This is a genomic window from Belliella baltica DSM 15883, from assembly GCF_000265405.1.
Lineage (GTDB): Bacteria > Bacteroidota > Bacteroidia > Cytophagales > Cyclobacteriaceae > Belliella > Belliella baltica.
Genome location: NC_018010.1, coordinates 330,337 through 348,932 on the forward strand (window position 1 = coordinate 330,337; position 18,596 = coordinate 348,932).

The window sequence follows — 18,596 nt, forward strand, 5'->3', positions numbered from 1 at the left end:
TAATTATTCGATAAGTATGGCAGTAAAACCCGATACTGAAAGTAGAGGTCAATGGGGCTCTAGTCTAGGATTTATTATGGCAGCAGCAGGTTCTGCGGTCGGATTAGGAAACATTTGGAGATTCCCATATATCACTGGAGAAAATGGTGGTGGCGCGTTTGTATTTGTTTATATACTTTGTGTCATTCTTATTGGGATTCCACTATTATTCAATGAACTAGCGATCGGGCGCCTCACTGGTAAAAATCCAATCGGAGCTATGAAAATAGCTTCAAAAAATAAACTTTGGATGATTCCTGGCATCATGAGTGTTGTAATCTGTTTCATGGTTTTGACTTACTATTCTGTCATTGCGGGCTGGACTGTTGGTTACATCATCACAGAGTTAATCAATATTCCCGTTGATTTTGAAGTTTTCATCAGAACACCTGAGTATATTATTCCTCTGACCTTCTTTTTTATGGTGATCACTATTTTGGTAATCCTAGGAGGTGTATCAGGAGGAATTGAAAAAGCATCAAAGCTTTTGATGCCAGTTTTATTTATTCTCATCATCTTGATCGCTGGAAGAAGTGTTACTTTGGAAGGAGCTAGTGAAGGCATCAAATATTATTTACAACCTGATTTCTCTAAAATCGATGGCGGTGTAATTTTAGCTGCTTTGGGACAGGCTTTTTTCTCGATGAGTGTTGGTTGGGGACTTATGGTAACATACGGCTCGTACCTTCCTAAAAGCTCCAATTTGGTGAGTAGTGGTTTGTGGATTGGTGCTATCGATAGTTTTGTGGCTCTTCTTGGTGGATTAATGATCTTCCCAGCTGTATTTGCATTAGGCTTAAAGCCAGATGAAGGTCCTTCATTAGTATTCAAAATATTACCTGAAGTCTTCAATCAAATCCCAGGCGGATCGATAGTTGGAGCAGCATTCTTCCTACTTTTGATGGTGGCAGCTCTTACCTCTACCATCTCTATGCTAGAAGTTCCAGTTGGATACTTGATCGATGAAAAGAAAGTCTCTAGAAAGAAAGCTGCTTGGGGAGTTGGAATAGCTGCAATGCTTATCTCAATTCCTGCAATACTAAGCTCTATCGATGGCAATGTATTCAATACGGTGACTATGAAAATCGGCTCTATTTCGAAGACAGGCTGGTTTGACATCATGGATTGGACATTTGGAACATTAGCTGTTACAGTTCTTTGTCTATTGTTTGCCATATTCTCAGGATGGTCATTTAAGACGAGTGAATTGGTAGATGAAATTGCTATCGGTTCTCCAAGTTTCAAGAAAAAATTATTCTTTGGCCTCAGTGCTGGAAATATCTGGGCTTTCTTTATCAGATATGTGTGTCCTATCGTAATTGGTCTTGTTTTATTAAACTTATTCGGAGTGTTTGGCGCACCAGAAACAGGCGGTTAATATAAAAATTTGAAAATCAATGAATTAAAAGGTCATCTTAAAGTGTTTTTGAGATGACCTTTTAATTTTATATATAAATATATGTTTTTTAAATAATTTTTTGTGATATTGGCAAAGTTCACCCGACCAATATATATGAAAGTTCTTGTTGTTGATGATGATGCAATAAATAGACTAATTCTTCAGAAGCTTTTTGAAAAAGAAAATAACACTGTAAAGACAGCACAAAATGGCTGTGAAGCAATGCAGCTTTTGAATGATGAAAGTGATTTTAATATTGTAATCACAGATATAATGATGCCTGAGATGGATGGTATTCAGCTCTTGGCAGAAATAAAGCTAAATGATAAAATTAGCAGAATCCCAATTATCGGTTTTACAGCTGGAGATATTGATTACTTTCGTCAAATAAGTACAATAGCTTTTGATAGGTTACTACCAAAACCAATGGATTTCTATGAATTATATGACATAGCGCATGGATTTGTAAATAAGAGCCTTAATTGATAAACAATTAGGGCTTTTTATTTCGTTATACATAAAATGGTTATAAATTACCTTAGTAAAAGGTGCTTACATAAAAGTATTTGACTAATTGAATTATGAAAAATATCATCATTTTGATCTTTGTCTTTCTAATGGCAGGTTCATTGAGTGCTCAAGACTTCTCTATTGGCCCAAAATTCGGAGTTTCCCAAGCCAACATTGAGGTTAATGGAGATGGATTTAAAGCAGGAGATGATAAAATGGGCTACCATGTTGGGCTGTTTGTCAGAATGGGCGGCGCATCAATTTTTGTTCAACCTGAGTTTCTTTATACGAGTACTGGTGGCTTTATTATAGATGAAAACAATAATGCAACAATCGAAACAACAATTAATCGACTAGATATCCCAATGATGGTTGGCTTTAAAGTTTTAAAATTTTTTAGATTACAAGCTGGCCCAATTGCAAGTATATTACTAGACCAATCTTTTGGCGATGATCCAATAGCTGCCACTCAAAATATCGATTACAGAAGCTCAACAATAGGTTATCAAGCTGGAATAGGATTGGATTTGGGAAACCTTATATTAGATGCCAAATATGAAAGCTCTTTAGGTAAAATAGCCGGTAGTGTAGCAGGTTTTGAAACTGACCAAAGGCAAACCCAGCTTGTCCTTTCTGCTGGATTTAGATTGTTTTAAAAAAATAAAGAGAAAAGGCAAAGCTTCTCAAAACTTGTCCTTTTCTCTGAAATCCGCTATAAAAACCCCGTCCCATCTTCTGGAGAAACAATATAAAATTTAGGCGTTTTATTAAATTTTTTCTGATAAGCCTCCAAAATCTCATTTTGTAATTTTTCTACTGCATCTTGGTGTACAATATTTATAGTACAACCGCCAAATCCCCCTCCCATCATTCTACTTCCCAAAACTTCAGGTATTTCTTTGGTGAAATCCACCAAAAAATCTAATTCTTCACAGCTAACTTCGTAAAGTTTGCTCAGTCCTTGATGTGATTGATAAACTTTTCTCCCAAAGCCTTCTAAATCTCCTTTACTTAATAACTCACAAGAATCTAAAACTCTTTGATTCTCTTCAATGACAAATTTACATCTGTCATAAACTACAGCATCTAAGTTTAACTGATCCAATAAATCTATACTCACATCTCTCAAATCTCGAACATCGGCCTGAATTTGTTGAGCAGCTTTCACTCCTTCTTCACACTCTAATCTCCTTTTGTTATATGCACTATCTGCTAAAGAATGCTTTACTTGACTATCTACGAGGAGTATTTTATACTCCCCAAGATTGATCGGGAAATAGTCAAAATCCAATGTTCTACAGTCCAGTCTGATAGCAAAACCTTTTTTTCCCATTGCAGAAGCAAATTGATCCATGATTCCACATTGAACTCCTGCAAAGGTATGCTCTGCTTTTTGTGCATAATGAACCAAGGACTTCTTGGGAATATCAAACCCAAACAACTCTGACAAAGCAAAACCAACCGCACATTCAAGAGCTGCAGATGAGGATAACCCAGCTCCCACCGGAATATCTCCACCAAATACCATATCAAATCCTTTCACAGTATAGCCAGCTTGCTGAAGCTGAGAAACCACTCCCATCACATACGTTGCCCAATGGCCTATTTTGGGAGAAAATGAATAGATATCAAATGAAAATTCTTCTTCAAAATCAACAGAGTAAACTCTCGCTTTTTGAGAATCATTCTCTGCAATCGCAACTACCATTTTTTTATCTATCGCAGCAGGAAGTACAAATCCACCATTGTAATCTGTGTGTTCTCCGATTAAATTAATCCTTCCTGGAGAATAAACCAGCAATGGCTCTTGATCGAAAATGTCTATAAATGTATTTTTTATTGATTGATACATGATATTAGGGTTTAGCGGGTAGAGAATTTAAAAGTTGTTTTTGAAAAGAAGTCTTCCTCTGGCCTTAACACAACGGAAGGGAAAGCTTTTTGATTGATACTGTCTGGGAAATGCTGCGTTTCTAGACAGATTGCGGCATTTTTCTTATACGAGGTTTCATTTTTTCCTTTGATACTTCCGTCAAGATAGTTTGAAGTATAAATCTGAACGCCAGGCTCTGTAGTGGAAAGTTTCAAGGCTCTTCCACTTTTTGGCTCGTAAAGAGAAAGGCAATCTTCATGAATGTCTAATGCAAATGAATGATCTATCCCATTCCCATATTTCAATTGCCTATCATTCTGCTCAAGGGACTTTCCAATTTCTTTCTCTTCCAGAAAATCAAATGGCGTATTTCCCACAGATTTCAACTCACCTGTCGGAAAACTCTTGTCATCAACAGGTAAAAAATGCTTTGCTGCAATCTGGAGTTGATGATTTAAAATGTCTTTAGAAAAATCCCCACTTAAGTTGAAATAGGAATGATTTGTAGGATTTAAGATTGTTGTCTTATCTGTTTTTCCATGATATTCAAGAGTCAAGTCACCATCAAAACTAATCATATAAATCACTTGCATTTTGATATTTCCGGGATAGTTTTCCTCTCCTTCGGGACTTATCAGAGAAAACTCTATGCCAAGGATCTTTTCGTTTTCAATAAGCTTGGCCTTCCACACTTTTCTATCCCACCCATGTTTGCCACCATGAAGGTGAGTTGAACCTTGATTTGGCTCCAACTTGTAGCTTATACCTTCTAAATCAAATTGATTACCTTTGATTCTACCCCCTATTCTACCAATTGTAGAACCTAAATAGCAATAATTTTCTTGATAATCTTCGGACAGATATCCTTCAAAATCATCGAAACCTAAAACGATATCCTCCATTTTTCCATGTCTATCAGGAACATATAGATGGGTTAAAGTAGCACCATAATTCATCACAGAAGCTTTGATGATACCTGGAATCTCTAAAGTATAAAGTTGAATTTCTTCACCATTTGGCGCAACACCAAATGGCTCATATTTTATAGTGGGTTGACTTGACATCAGTTATAATAGGTTTGAAGTCTAAAAATAAAAGCTGAAAATCATATTACCCAATTCTACATCAAATAGATTGATAATATTTGATTTTCAGCCAGAAAAAAACTTCAATAACTTTACTTCACCTTCAAAGTAGAATTTCTTGGGATCAAAGTTGTACCCAATACAAAAGACTGTGGCTCATCAGAAACAATATCATCCAATTGATCCAAAAGATGATTAGCAGCGATTTGCCCCATCTCATAACCTGGCTGGGAGACAGTCGTCAAGGCGGGTTCTACAACCGCCGATGTTGGGTTATTTGTAAAACCCGCCAAGGCAATTTCTTCTGGAATTCTAATTCCTTTTTCCTTCAAAATCAACATCACATCAACTGCTACTGGATCGATCATCGCAAAAATAGCATCTGCACGATCTTCTTCTTCAAGAATTTTGTAGGCAATCTGACGATTTGATTCTTGATTCAGATCAGAAATATAAACTCGACTATCCTTTTCAGAAATTCCATATTCTGCCAAAGCTTTGAGATATCCTTCTTTCCGTTTCTTACTGATGTATAAGTCTTGAGGACCAGATATAAAAGCAATTTTCCTACACCCTTGCTCCAACAAATGATGAGTCACTTGATAAGCTCCATGTTCATCATCGACAGTCACTCTGGAAACTGGAATTTCCTCGGTAACACGATCAAACATGATAAATGGAATCTCTCTATCATAGAGGTCTTGTAAATGTTGATAGTTTTTTGTTTCCCTACTCAGAGAAATCAATAATCCATCAACTTGACTAGCTACAAGAACTCTGATGTTGGAAATTTCCTGAACATAGGATTCATTGGACTGACAAATCATGACATTATACCCTCTTTTATAGGCAGTATCCTGGATTCCTGATATATTACTTGAAAAAAAATGGGACTCTAATTCAGGAACAATAACACCCAAGACCTTACTTCTACTTATCCTGAGACTTTGAGCTAGAAGATTAGGCTGATAATTCATACTTTTAGCCATTTCAACGATACGCTTTTTTGTATCCGGATGCAGCTCGGGGGAGTCTTTCAATGCCCTGGAAACTGTGGAGACAGAAACATTCAGCTTCTTGGCAATCTCCTTCATTGTTACCTGATGGCCTCTTTTCATTGAAATTCTTTAGTTTAAATTACTCCTGATATAAAGTGAATAATACTGTTTGTCCAACTGCCTTCAAAGTTCGCTTATCAATCAAATCCATATTGTCATCATGGGTGTGATGATATCTCCCAAAACCAATTTCGGGAGAAAATTCAATGATATCAATCATTGGGATACCGGCATCTTTATTGACAAAGAAATGATCGTCGGTGATTTCACCTGTATCTTTTAAAATGAATAAGTCCGAATATCCTAATTCTATTCCATAATTCCACACCTTATTCACAATGTTTTTTGCGAAATACATGGAGTAGCCTTCTCTATAAAATCTAGCTCCTTTTCCACCTACCATATCAAGTAAGATCCCATAAAAGGCTTTGTAACCATTCTCGTGAGGATTTTTTGACCAATGTTGGGAGCCTAAACACCACCATGTTTGAGAATTATTTCTCAGGTTGGTTTGCTCTGGTTCTCCATCATCTTCCCCATCAAACAATATAAAATCTATCCCAACATCTGGCTTCAAATTCGAAGAAGTAATTATCCTTGCTAACTCTAAAGCTACACCAACACCCGAACCTCCATCATTTGCTCCGTCAATTGGCTCATCGATTCTTTGAGTATCTTTATCTGCTATTCTCCTTGTATCCCAATGTGCAGAGATCATGATTCGTTTTTGGGCAGATGGGTTATATGAGGCAATAATATTGGTCAAATCCCAAGTTTGATTGTCATAAGTTTTGGCTTGAAATTCTTGAGTTTGAACTTCTAATCCAAATTCTTGAAATTTAGCAATAATCCATTCTTTTGTCTGCTGATGTCCAATAGTCATGGGTACTCGTGGACCAAAATCCACTTGCTTTTGAATAAACTGATAGGCTGAATCAGCATTAAATTCAGGAACTTCTTTGTAAGTGATTTGTTCGACAACTTGATCAAAGGATTTCTTGGAATCACAAGCCCAAAAACTAACCAAAAGTAAAAATCCAAGAATGATACTATTCTTCATAAGCCCAATCAATTTTATCTTTCATGTCTTTGACAATAATACCCATGTCTTTTAACCCTCCTCTAATTTCATCCACTTTATCATAATCTCTAGCCAATTTTGCATCAGCATAAAGCTTCAATAAAACAGACAATAAACCTTGTTGATGGTCTGGCTTTTCTTCCTCAAGACCTAATATCTCTTCAATGAAAAGAACATAAGTCTGAATCATTTTCTCAAAAACCTCTTTACCCAATTCGGCTGATTTTAACTGTCCTGTATAAAGTGAATTGATTTTTTTCAATAAGTTGAAAAGATGTCCTATTGCTTGAGCTGTATTGAAGTCATCGTCCATTGCTCTGTAAGCATTGCTAATGATTTGCTCAATTTGCTGAACTTGCTTTTCATCAACTAACACTTCACTGTCTAGTTCAAACACAAGGTTTTTTGCAGTTTTCAGACCATTGATAATCTTTTTGTATCCCTTTTGAGCAGCTTTCAAAGCATCATTAGAAAAATCCAATGTCGATCTGTAATGCGCCGTCAGAATAAAATACCGAATAGTCATCGGGCTATATGCTTGCTCTAACAAATCATGTTTTCCTGTGAATAACTCTTGAAGAGTGATAAAGTTTCCTAAAGACTTACCCATTTTTTGACCATTTATCGTGATCATATTGTTATGCATCCAGTATTTGGCAGGATCTTGATGATTGCAGGCATTTCCTTGGGCGATTTCACATTCATGATGTGGAAACATTAAGTCCATCCCTCCTCCGTGAATATCAAAATGCTTCCCAAGGTACTTAGAACTCATCGCAGTACACTCCAAATGCCAACCAGGGAACCCAACTCCCCAAGGTGATTCCCATTTCATCAAATGCTCAGGTGCTGCATTTTTCCACAATGCAAAATCAACTGCATTTCTTTTTTCGGTCTGCCCATCCAAATCCCGACTACCAGAAACTAACTCTTCAAGAACTCTCCCTGATAGCTTCCCATATTTTTGCGTCTCATTATACTTTAAGACATCGAAATACACTGATCCATTTACTTCATAAGCTAGACCTTCCTCCAAAATCGCTTGAACAAGCGCAATCTGCTCAGGAATATGTCCCGTCGCTCTAGGCTCAATACTTGGCTTGATGGTATTCAAAGCCAACATATCTCTATGATAAGAATCTGTATATTGTTGCGCTACCTCCATTGGCTCGAGCTGCTCCAACTTTGCTTTTTTGGCAATTTTATCTTCCCCCTCATCCGCATCACCTTGTAAATGTCCCACATCCGTAATATTCCTGACGTAGCGAACTTTCATTCCTAAATGTGATAGGTATCTATATACAGTATCGAATGTTATCGCAGGTCTTCCATGCCCAAGATGCGCATCACCATAGACTGTAGGACCACACACGTACATTCCTACAAAAGGTGGATTGATTGGTTCAAAGATTTCCTTTGTCCTTGAAAGGGTATTGTATATTTTCAATTGGGAGTGATGTGTCATAATTATCATCTTGCAGTTTACCTGAACGAGCAAACTAAAATACTATAAAGAATAAAATAAGTCTGCAAATTAGCTTTTAGAATTTATCTTGCGAAGAAACTGGGCAGTTTTAAGCTTATTTTAATCCTAATTCAATGATTATACTATTTATTTCATCTTTTGTGAGGTTGTCAAGTTCACTTTTATCATAGATGTAAACTAAATAGACTTCCTCTTCTCTTCTCAACATAAAAGATATCACTCTAGCACCACCAGATTTACCTCTATTTTTAGAAGAAATTGAAATCCTGATTTTATAAAGATTTTGACCTAAGGGAATCCCAAAATCAGGTTCTTCCGAAAGCTTTTCAATCAGTACTTCAAGTTCATTTTTTAAAGAAGGATATTTCTTCGTTAATTTTTTAAAAAGCTTTTTGAATACTGGAGTGATTACTACTTCAAAGCTCATTTAAAAAGTCTTTAGCTGTTTGCTTCGGTAATTTACCTTCTCTGATAAGCTTAACTTCAGCAAGACTAACTTTTAGATTATTCAGAGTGTCTTCGTCGACATCTTCAACCTTCACATAATCAAGTGTTTTGATGAATTCAAGAAAAGTATTGTACTTTTTTTCCGAGATATTTAAAGTTAGCTGTTTCATATTATTTCCAAAATAAATTTACACTTGAGCCTATTTGATTTCATTCTTGTAAATCTGTTTCCTCAGTAAACAAATTTACATTAATAATAGGTCAATTTCAAAAACGTTTCTTTCCTCTTAAATTAACCCTTAAAAATAAATATTTATCATAAAAAAGGTCTGAACATAATTTTGTCCAGACCTTTTTGATTTAGCTATTTATACTTTTCAACTCACTCAATGCTTGAAATGTCTCACTCCTGTCATCACCATACTCATTCCATTTGCATCACAAAAATCAATTGAATCCTGATCTTTGATAGACCCTCCTGGTTGAACTACAGCTGAGATTCCTTCTTTGGAAGCGATTTCTACACAATCAGGGAATGGGAAAAATGCATCCGATGCCATCACTGCTCCTTTCAATTCAAAACCAAAAGACTTGGCTTTTTCAATCGCTTGCCTCAATGCATCTACACGGGAAGTCTGTCCAACTCCTGATGCAAAAAGTTGCGTGCTATTGCTCAAGATAATCGTGTTCGATTTGGTATGTTTACATACTTTCGCAGCAAAAACTAACGCATCTTGCTCTTCTTCAGTAGGAACTACTTTTGTAACTACTTTGAAATCAGCTTTGGTCTCAGTTTGCAAATCTTTGTCTTGTTCAATGATCCCGTTAAGCAAGGTTTTGATTTGCTTGGTTCCTTCAATCTGGATTTTCTGTCTCAAAAGGATTCTGTTTTTCTTTCCTTTCAACAAGGACAAAGCATCTTCATCAAATGATGGCGCGATCAACACTTCAAAGAAAAGGCTATTCATTTCTTCCGCTGCGGCTAAATCTACATTTTGGTTGGTAATCAATACCCCGCCAAAAGCAGAAGTCGTATCTGCTTCAAATGCTTTTTGGTACGCCACTTTCACCGAATCAGCTATCGCAACGCCACAGGAATTGGTATGCTTCAAGATTGCAAAAGCAGTTTCACCCTTAAATTCAGCGATCAAAGCAACTGCTGCGTCAACATCTACCAAATTATTGTAAGAAAGATCCTTACCGTTCAATTGATCAAATAACTCTTCTAAGTCACCATAAAAATGTGCTGCCTGATGTGGATTTTCTCCATATCTCAAAGCTTTTGCTTTTGATTCGGATACTTTTAAAGCAGGAATTCCTTCTGCTCTATTGAAGTAATTAAAAATATGTGTGTCATAATTTGATGAAACTTGGAAAGCTTGAGCTGCAAAGTACCTTCTATCTTCCAAAGTAGTCGCACCATCTTGCGCTTTCAATCTTTCTTCCAACTCACCATATTGCGCTTTGGATGCGATGATGGTGACATCTTTGAAATTCTTAGCGGCTGCACGAATCAAAGAAATACCTCCAATATCAATTTTTTCAATTATATCAGCCTCTGACGCACCCGAAGCCACAGTTTCTTCAAAAGGATACAAATCCACTATTACCAAATCTATCGCAGGTATATCAAATTCCGTAGCTTGAGAAATATCGCCATCATGATCTCTTCTGTGAAGAATTCCACCGAAGATTTTTGGATGCAAAGTTTTAACTCTCCCTCCGAAAATAGATGGATATCCTGTCAATTCTTCAACAGGAATCACCTCAGCACCTTGCTCTTCAATGAATTTTTGAGTGCCTCCTGTAGAGTAAATTTTTACTCCCTGAGCTTTAAGCTGAGCGATTATAGGTTCAAGATTGTCTTTGTAAAAGACTGAAATTAAAGCGGATTGGATTTTTTTGGTAGCCATGTTTTTTGGTTACTACAGGGAGATTTTTCACGAATGGATAAATCTAATTGCTGTAGCTATATTTTTTGGTGAATAATTTTTCAAGTCGCAAAGGTAGGAAAACCAAGGGATTAAAGCAGGCTTTCTATTACATTTGGAAAGTATTTATGCTCCAATTCATGAACTTTATTGGCTATATCCTCTGGAGAGTCTTTTTCCAAAACCTCCACTCCAGCCTGAAAAATCACTTTCCCCTCATCATAATTTTCATTCACCAAGTGAATAGTAATTCCTGTTTCTTTGTCTCCAGCATCTTTTACTGCTTGATGAACATACATCCCGTACATCCCCTTCCCTCCATGCTTTGGAAGTAAGGCCGGGTGGATATTCACTATTTTATCCGGAAAATTCTTAATGAACTCATCAGGAATCTTAAGTAAAAACCCTGCTAACACAACCAAGTCTATTTCTAAACTGAGCAATTTAGCTGTCAGCATTCCTGATTCTAACTCCTTTTTTGAAAAAGTAAATGAAGGAACATTATATTTTTTGGCCCGCTCTAGTACAAAAGCCTCTTTTTTATTTGATGCTACCAAGGAAACTTGGGCTTTTTCAGTTTTAGAAAAATACTCCATGATTTTTTCAGCATTGGATCCACTTCCTGAGGCAAGAATTGCTATTTTTTTCAAGGTGATTAGCTTTTTAGATTTGGAAAAGTAAAATTACAGATTTCTCAAGAAGAATTTAAATGTTTCCAGATTCATTGGGCAACCTTTAGTGGTATTTTCCCCGTTAAGCTATCTGAAACTAATACTAAATTATATGAGAAATCTCCTGTTTTTATCCATCCTTGCTTTAATGATTTCATCCTGTACTGTTGTAAGACAAGGTGAGGTCGGAGTCAAACGTAAATTCGGTAAATTAAATAGCAACATTTCTGATGCCGGACTTATCAGCTACAATCCCTTCACCACTACAGTGATAAAAGTCCCTGTCAGAACCGTCAATCAAGAAGTTAAACTTAATCTTCCGAGCAAAGAAGGATTGACAATAGAATCAGAAATTTCAATCCTCTACAGTATCGAAAAGGATAAAGTCCCATTTATCCTTGAAGATGTGGGCACAAATTATGAAAGGGTACTGATCATGAACGTTTTCAGATCTGCCGCTGCAGATGTGACCGCTCAATATATGGCTAAAGACATGCACTCGGGTATGCGTGGACAAATCGAGAATCAAATAAAAGATCGCATGCATGAATCCCTTTTAGAAAGAGGGTTTGTCATAGAAAAAGTATTGATGAAAAGCATCCAACTTCCTGTAGAACTTAGTCGTGCTATAGAAAGAAAACTTCAAGCGGAACAGGAAGCTCAGCAGATGCAATATGTACTCGATAGAGAACGACAGGAAGCAGAAAGAAGACGCATTGAAGCGGAAGGAACCCGAAATGCTCAAATGATTCTTGCTGAAGGTTTGGTCAGAGAGATCATAGAATTAAGAAGTATCGAAGCTTTCCGTGAACTTGCCAACTCACCCAATACCAAAATCATCATCACCGATGGCAAAACTCCTTATCTGATCAATAGTCAGAAGGATTAAGGGCGGAAAAAAAATAAATATAATTGATCAAGCAGATCTTTAGTGATGAGTCATCCAAAAAGACTTGCTTATTTTTCGTTTTATTTTAGATAAAACTGCAAATTGAAATTAAATTAAAAAATTTGATTATGTTGACTCAAGCGGAAGTTAAAAAGCAATTAAAAAATCTGCCAGAGGAATTTTCACTTGATGATTTGGTTGAACAACTGATAGTAATTCAGAAAATCGAAAAAGGTCTGAACAAAAGAAAACTTCTCCCATGATTTTTAGCCAAGCAAGATGGCAATGACTTTTACATTTTTTTTTTAATAGCCTATCCCATAGCCTTTGAAAATTGCTGAAACCAGAATGATCGATCTTTTCATCTGTGATCACCCGGAAAATCTGTGTTATCAGCGTTCTACAACAGCCCCATACTAATAATCCCAGTCAACATCAGCAGCTTGGATAAAATGCTCAACTGTGTAAAGTGCTCCTTGCGATCCGCATTGTAAATCTTGTACATAAATAAAAAGAATAAGAAACTCATCCCCCCAAAATAATAGAATAGGGAAGCACTATTAATCTTAAAAGTGACCGTCATTATAGCACAAACAAAAGCAATTGCGATCACAAAAATCACCCTTTTGGTATTTCGAAACCCAAGCACAATCGGTAATGTCTTGCAACCATGCTTCCTGTCCCCTTGCCTATCCTCTATATCCTTGATTATCTCACGGATCAAGTTGATGAAAAATGCAAAAATCGCATAGGTTAGCACCAGTAATTCCGATTGCTGATAGTAATACCCTACAATCCATATCGCTACACCAGTCAATAATGCCACAACAAAATTGCCTATAAATGGCAAGCGCTTCAGCTGATTGCTATAAAGCCAAAGTAGGAAAGCCGAAACAAAAGTAATCACTCCTACCCGAGGACTTACATACCAAGCAATCCCAATACCCGTGAAATTTAAAACTGTATGAAAAAAAATCACCATCCTACGTTTAACACCCTTTCCAATAATCACCTCATCAGGCTTATTGATATAATCAATTTTCACATCATAATAATCATTGATCATATATCCAGAAGCGGTAATGATCACCGTAGAGAAAACCAATAAATATAAATTGACATCCTGAACCACAGGCAAACCCTGCCTACTTGTCTCCACCAAAAAATAAGCAGTCATCAGTTGCGCAAAAGCAACTATGATCAAATTAGCAGGACGGCTGATTTTGAATAAACTCCAAAAAGAAAATGATTGAGCCATGTATGTAGTTGGATTACAATGTAAAAATAAGACAAGAATCTGGCATTGGAAGGAAGAAGGGTAATTTAGATTGTAGATGCTGAAATAAAAATGTTTGGCTAAAACCTTAAATATATAAAGATGCTTGGTAAGGATGGGCTAAAGCACCATCCCAATTGAAAACACTAAAATATTGATTTTTTTTAATCTTACAGTTTTCCAATTTTCCAATCCGACACGCCTGTGCCTATGGCGTAGCGGACAAATTCTTCAACTCTCTGCTATCAAAGCTATGCTTTATCGACAACCAAGTCACCTCGACGCTAGGAGAGGTCTCGTCTTTCCTAGATTCCTCCTTCTGAATTGCCTCCTGCTTTAGCTGGAGGATAAAATAATAATTTATGATGATAAGGAGGGGGTTTAGCCAAAAATCCAAACAAAATATCTTTGCGAAACTTAGCTCCTCCCCTTCCTTTGCGAGAACCCTTTACCTTTCCTCCGCCAAAGCAACTTTCAACTGAAAATAAGAATACCTTTCTCCAAAGTGCTCTTTTAATGGCTTCAAAAAATGTGTCCCCTGTCGTCTGTAAGCCAATCGAATATTGAGAAGATCATCTTTTGAAAGAAATTTCTCCGCATCAAGTTCCTTTTTCTTGACCATATTCACCAAATGATCTTCCACAGTATTGAAAGTCATCCCTCTTGCTTCTGCGATTTGATAAATATTTTTTCCTTCATTGAAAAGTTTCATCGTCATCAACTCAGACTGCGAATTCCGAAGTGGTTTGGTTCTTTGGGTTAGAATCTTTCGCTTGGGAGTAAGCTTGTTTTTCTCCGCATAGTCAGCAATTATTTTCATAAAATCACTTCCATAACTCTGTGCTTTCACCTGTCCAACACCAGAAATCTCCAAGAATGATTGTTCATCAATCGGCAAATAAGTAGCCATCTCAACCAAGGAACTGTCAGCAAAAACCACATAAGGAGGTACGCCACTTTTCTGTGCAATCGAAAATCTCAATGCTTTCAATTCATCTAACAATTCTTCATGATATGTACTCGGTTTATTGGAGACTTCTGGCAAAGCCTCTTCCATCGGCAGCAAAATTTTCTCTTTAGCCTTTAACTTTTGCCAAGCGAATTCTGTGAGTTTCAGGGTTGGAAACTGTGCTCCAGCTTCTGCCAAATAATCCTCTTGAACCAGTTTGTCGCACAAATCCTTCCAAAAGGACTCAGGCCTGTCTTTCCCAATCCCATAAACACTTAAGCTTTGATGTGCTTCTTGTACTTTGGCGGATTTGGAGCCTCGGAGGATCAACAACACATAGCCAATCCCGAAACTTTCTCCTAATCTTGCAATGGTGGATAGCAACATCTGCGAGGGAATAGTCATGTCTTGCCTATTCCCTTTTTGGAAGCAAATGTCACAATTGCCACAATCTCCTGTATGGTCTTCTCCAAAGTAATTCAATAAAAATTTCCTCCGACAAATTTTCGTCTGACAGAATGATTTCATCTTTTCCAGCTTCTCTTGCATCACATGGGCAAACTCCTGATTATCTCCCCGATCCAGCATTCTGCCCAAGGTATTGGCATCTTGACCTGAGTAAAAAAGCAAGGCATCACTCGGCAGGCCATCTCGACCTGCCCTTCCTGTTTCCTGATAGTAACCTTCTACATTCTGGGGCATATTCATGTGAACAACAAATCGCACATTTGATTTATCTATCCCCATTCCAAAAGCTATGGTTGCCACCATGATTTTCACTTCATCTTTGATGAAAAGTTCTTGATTTTTCTCCCGCTCCTCTCTTGGCAACCCCGCATGATAAGGCAAAGCTGATAATCCTCGGGCTTGCAATTCGGAGGCGGTTTCTTCTACATTTTTTCTAGAAAGACAATAAATTACACCTGAGTCTTTTTTATGGAAATCCAAAAATTCCAACAGTTTCCCCATTGCATCTCTTTTCGCAGTAACCCGATAGGTGATATTGCTTCTGTCAAAAGAGGAAATAAACCACTGTGGCGTTTTTAACCCCAACTTATCAGCAATATCCTTTCTAGTCAACTTATCCGCCGTAGCCGTCAATGCGATAAAGGGTATTTGAGGAAATGATTTTCTCAACTCGCCAATTTTCAAATATTCAGGCCTAAAATCATGTCCCCATTGGGAAACACAATGTGCTTCATCTATAGCGACGAGAGATAAATTCACGGTTTTCAAAAAGTCTATCAATGGATAATCACCTCTATACAAGCGCTCCGGAGCAATGTATAAAAGCTTGATTTTTCCTGATTGAATCTGTGAAGAAATAAAGCGCTGCTCACTTTGACTTTGAGAGGAATTTAAAAAAGCGGCAGGAATTCCATTCGCATTTAAAGCATCTACTTGATCCTTCATCAAAGAGATCAAAGGCGAAATCACCAATGTCAATCCATCAAAAATCATTGCAGGAACTTGGTAACATACAGATTTCCCTCCACCTGTCGGCATCAAGACAATGGTGTCTTTTTTTGAAAGAACTGATTGAATAATCTGCTTCTGATTTCCCCTAAATTCAGAATACCCAAAAAATTCCTTTAGTATTCCTTCTGACTTAACTACTGATTCAGCTTGGTTCATGGCTTATTGGTAAGTAAAAATGAAAATTGAAATTAATAAATCTACAGCATTCAAGAAAAAGAACTCCGCTTATTCATAGTTAAATAAGTACTTCTTGGATAAGATATTTCATTTCATTTTTTACCTATTTGAATAAAAAATATGCTTATTTATACTTTTTAACTGGCTAAATATAAGATTATTGGACTTTGGAATAGAAATTGCATACTTATTAATATAATTTATTTTCAACTAAACCAATATATTGTTATGTCTTTAAACTTGAAAATCAAAGGAAATTGGAATGAAATGAAAGGTAAACTCAAAGAGAAATACGGAGAGTTAACCGATGATGATTTAGCTTACGCAGAAGGTCAGGAAGATCAACTGCTAGGTAAACTTCAGAAGAAAACTGGAGCCGCTAAAGAAGAATTAAGCAAGTTCCTCTTCGACAAAGATGGAGATGTTAAATAGAATAAAATTAGAAATTAAGAAGCTCGGTTAATCCCGGGCTTTTTTTTTGATATTTTTCTAATTCTTATCGAATTCAAATTAGCAAAATCACTTTCAGTGGAATTTCGTTTGATTTCATTAAATTTGATACATATAATATAAACCCAAAGGAAAATGGCATACTATCATAGACTTGGAAATATCCCTCCCAAAAGACATACGCAATTCAGACAGCCAGACGGCAGCTTGTATAAAGAGGAATTGGTGAGCTCAAAGGGATTTTCAGGAATCTACTCAAACTTATATCATATCCACAATCCAAATAATGTACAGAAGATCGGTAAACCCACTCCATTTGATTGGGAAATAGCCAAAGAACATGGATTAAATCAAACGCATCTCAAAACAGCAGGTGTAGGAACTACAGGGAAAGATTACCTGAGTGCGAGAAAAATGCTGATGATGAACAATGATGTGATGATGGGAATTTGCTCACCGGAGCAAAGAAAGATGGATTATTTTTTCAAAAATGCAGATGGTGACGAATTGCTTTACATTCATGACGGTGAAGGGGTCATGTATTCACAGTTTGGGAAATTGGAAGTTCGACAAGGAGATTATATTGTCATTCCAAGGACGACCATCTATAGATTTGAATTCAAAGAAGAAGGACCGCTTCGTATTTTGGTTATCGAGTCAAAAGGACCTATAGAAACTGTCAAAAGATATAGAAATGAGGTCGGACAACTGTTAGAGCATTCTCCTTATTGTGAACGTGACATCCGTCCACCGCATGAAATGCACACAGAAAGTGAAAAAGGAGAATATCTCATACAGATCAAGAAACAGGGAATGCTTCACCCCTACACCTATGGGCACAGCCCCTTGGATATCGTAGGCTGGGATGGCTATCTCTACCCTTATGCACTATCGATCCATGACTTTGAACCGATTACTGGACGAATTCATCAGCCACCGCCGGTACATCAGACTTTCCAAGCCTGGGGATTTGTAATTTGCTCTTTTGTGCCAAGATTATTTGATTACCACCCACTGTCCATTCCAGCACCATACAATCACAGCAACATAGACTCTGACGAGATTTTATATTATGCCGAAGGTGAATTTATGAGTAGAAAAGGAATCGACAGAGGTTCGTTTACCTTACACATGGGAGGATTGCCACATGGCCCACATCCTGGAACAGTTGAAAAATCAATCGGAGCAAAAGCCACCGAAGAACTTGCAGTTATGCTAGACACATTCAAACCCATGTTTGTCACCACCCAAGGCCTAGAATTCGTAGATCCAAATTATCCTATGAGTTGGACGGAGTAAAACTCTTATTTTGTGGCTGATGCAGGAAACATAAATGATGTTAAAATAGAAAAAGAAACGCCGAAAACGTTTCTTTTTCTATTTATAAAGCAAGTATAAACTGCAATCGGGGGCACTCCGTGCTAGAAATAAATCATTTCAACAGTACATCCGCTTTCACACCAGTCGCCAGTAAAAACGGAGTAAATACTATATTTGGACTGCTAAGCTGCGGCGCACAAGTGTGGACCGTTAGCCGTTGACTGCTGACGATTTTCAACTTCTTTTCATCCAGCTTCTGCCATCACTTGTTGAATAATATAAACCTTTGGTTGTAGTGCCTAATATTTCCCTGCCATTATCTATCAGGTCTAAGAAATCGCCACAAGTGCTCCCAACATAGCGGGTCATCCAACTTCTTCCACTACTCGTTGAATATTCAATTTTATTGGGTTGGGTAGGACTAATTCTAATTAGTTCCTTCCCCCTATTAATCATAAATCCCATTTCATCTAAGT

Annotated in this window: 19 protein-coding genes; 7 read left to right on the top strand and 12 right to left on the bottom strand. The window is 37.1% G+C overall.

Annotated elements, in window-relative coordinates:
* Positions 1-16 precede the first annotated feature (16 nt).
* From BELBA_RS01555 to BELBA_RS01565, 3 genes are all read left to right on the top strand, one after another.
* Entirely contained in the window at positions 17-1,417 is a 1,401-nt protein-coding gene (locus BELBA_RS01555) for a sodium-dependent transporter (RefSeq protein ID WP_014770996.1), read from the top strand.
* Positions 1,418-1,552: 135 nt separating this feature from the next.
* The gene (locus tag BELBA_RS01560; RefSeq protein WP_041779181.1) at positions 1,553-1,924 is read left to right on the top strand and encodes a response regulator; all 372 of its coding nucleotides are present in this window, start codon (positions 1,553-1,555) and stop codon (positions 1,922-1,924) included.
* 95 nt (positions 1,925-2,019) lie between these two features.
* Positions 2,020-2,604 carry a porin family protein gene (locus tag BELBA_RS01565; protein WP_014770998.1) on the top strand — a complete coding sequence of 195 codons (585 nt, stop codon included), beginning with the start codon at positions 2,020-2,022 and terminating at the stop codon, positions 2,602-2,604.
* Positions 2,605-2,660: 56 nt separating this feature from the next.
* Here the strand turns inward: BELBA_RS01565 and BELBA_RS01570 are convergent, their stop codons facing one another.
* The 9 genes from BELBA_RS01570 to purN form a co-directional block, all read right to left on the bottom strand.
* Complete coding sequence (locus tag BELBA_RS01570) at positions 2,661-3,800, bottom strand: galactokinase (protein WP_014770999.1); 1,140 nt, start codon at positions 3,798-3,800, stop codon at positions 2,661-2,663.
* 11 nt (positions 3,801-3,811) lie between these two features.
* Positions 3,812-4,885 carry an aldose epimerase family protein gene (locus BELBA_RS01575; protein WP_014771000.1) on the bottom strand — a complete coding sequence of 358 codons (1,074 nt, stop codon included), beginning with the start codon at positions 4,883-4,885 and terminating at the stop codon, positions 3,812-3,814.
* Between the two features lie 113 nt (positions 4,886-4,998).
* Positions 4,999-6,024: a LacI family DNA-binding transcriptional regulator gene (locus BELBA_RS01580; RefSeq protein WP_014771001.1), complete on the bottom strand. Its 1,026-nt coding sequence runs from the start codon at positions 6,022-6,024 to the stop codon at positions 4,999-5,001.
* Positions 6,025-6,043: 19 nt separating this feature from the next.
* Entirely contained in the window at positions 6,044-7,024 is a 981-nt protein-coding gene (locus BELBA_RS01585; RefSeq protein ID WP_014771002.1) for a M28 family peptidase, read from the bottom strand.
* Positions 7,014-8,519 (bottom strand): cysteine--tRNA ligase, encoded by a 1,506-nt coding sequence (gene cysS / locus BELBA_RS01590; RefSeq protein WP_014771003.1) that lies wholly within the window; start codon positions 8,517-8,519, stop codon positions 7,014-7,016. The genes BELBA_RS01585 and cysS overlap by 11 nt, the downstream gene beginning before the upstream one ends.
* A 106-nt stretch (positions 8,520-8,625) precedes the next feature.
* Complete coding sequence (locus BELBA_RS01595; protein WP_014771004.1) at positions 8,626-8,958, bottom strand: type II toxin-antitoxin system RelE/ParE family toxin; 333 nt, start codon at positions 8,956-8,958, stop codon at positions 8,626-8,628.
* The gene (locus BELBA_RS01600; RefSeq protein ID WP_014771005.1) at positions 8,948-9,148 is read right to left on the bottom strand and encodes a hypothetical protein; all 201 of its coding nucleotides are present in this window, start codon (positions 9,146-9,148) and stop codon (positions 8,948-8,950) included. The genes BELBA_RS01595 and BELBA_RS01600 overlap by 11 nt, the downstream gene beginning before the upstream one ends.
* A 216-nt stretch (positions 9,149-9,364) precedes the next feature.
* Positions 9,365-10,891, bottom strand: coding sequence for a bifunctional phosphoribosylaminoimidazolecarboxamide formyltransferase/IMP cyclohydrolase (gene purH / locus BELBA_RS01605; protein WP_014771006.1), 1,527 nt, complete (start codon positions 10,889-10,891; stop codon positions 9,365-9,367).
* A gap of 110 nt (positions 10,892-11,001) precedes the next feature.
* The gene (purN, locus tag BELBA_RS01610; RefSeq protein ID WP_014771007.1) at positions 11,002-11,559 is read right to left on the bottom strand and encodes a phosphoribosylglycinamide formyltransferase; all 558 of its coding nucleotides are present in this window, start codon (positions 11,557-11,559) and stop codon (positions 11,002-11,004) included.
* A 133-nt stretch (positions 11,560-11,692) separates the two neighbouring features.
* On the opposite strand from purN, the gene BELBA_RS01615 reads away from it, so the two are divergent.
* The gene (locus BELBA_RS01615) at positions 11,693-12,469 is read left to right on the top strand and encodes a prohibitin family protein (protein WP_014771008.1); all 777 of its coding nucleotides are present in this window, start codon (positions 11,693-11,695) and stop codon (positions 12,467-12,469) included.
* Between the two features lie 128 nt (positions 12,470-12,597).
* Complete coding sequence (locus tag BELBA_RS20300) at positions 12,598-12,732, top strand: hypothetical protein (protein WP_014771009.1); 135 nt, start codon at positions 12,598-12,600, stop codon at positions 12,730-12,732.
* A gap of 137 nt (positions 12,733-12,869) precedes the next feature.
* On the opposite strand, the gene BELBA_RS01620 is transcribed toward BELBA_RS20300, so the two are convergent.
* Together BELBA_RS01620 and recQ are read right to left on the bottom strand one after the other, a co-directional pair.
* A complete protein-coding gene (locus tag BELBA_RS01620) occupies positions 12,870-13,727 on the bottom strand; it encodes a geranylgeranylglycerol-phosphate geranylgeranyltransferase (RefSeq protein WP_014771010.1) in 858 nt (285 codons plus the stop codon).
* A 466-nt stretch (positions 13,728-14,193) separates the two neighbouring features.
* Positions 14,194-16,329 carry a DNA helicase RecQ gene (recQ, locus tag BELBA_RS01625; protein WP_014771011.1) on the bottom strand — a complete coding sequence of 712 codons (2,136 nt, stop codon included), beginning with the start codon at positions 16,327-16,329 and terminating at the stop codon, positions 14,194-14,196.
* A 249-nt stretch (positions 16,330-16,578) separates the two neighbouring features.
* Between recQ and BELBA_RS01630 the strand changes: the two genes are divergently transcribed.
* The gene (locus tag BELBA_RS01630) at positions 16,579-16,782 is read left to right on the top strand and encodes a CsbD family protein (RefSeq protein ID WP_014771012.1); all 204 of its coding nucleotides are present in this window, start codon (positions 16,579-16,581) and stop codon (positions 16,780-16,782) included.
* A 153-nt stretch (positions 16,783-16,935) separates the two neighbouring features.
* Positions 16,936-18,099: a homogentisate 1,2-dioxygenase gene (locus tag BELBA_RS01635; protein ID WP_014771013.1), complete on the top strand. Its 1,164-nt coding sequence runs from the start codon at positions 16,936-16,938 to the stop codon at positions 18,097-18,099.
* Between the two features lie 255 nt (positions 18,100-18,354).
* Here the strand turns inward: BELBA_RS01635 and BELBA_RS01640 are convergent, their stop codons facing one another.
* Entirely contained in the window at positions 18,355-18,585 is a 231-nt protein-coding gene (locus BELBA_RS01640) for a beta propeller repeat protein (protein ID WP_014771014.1), read from the bottom strand.
* Positions 18,586-18,596: the final 11 nt, after the last annotated feature.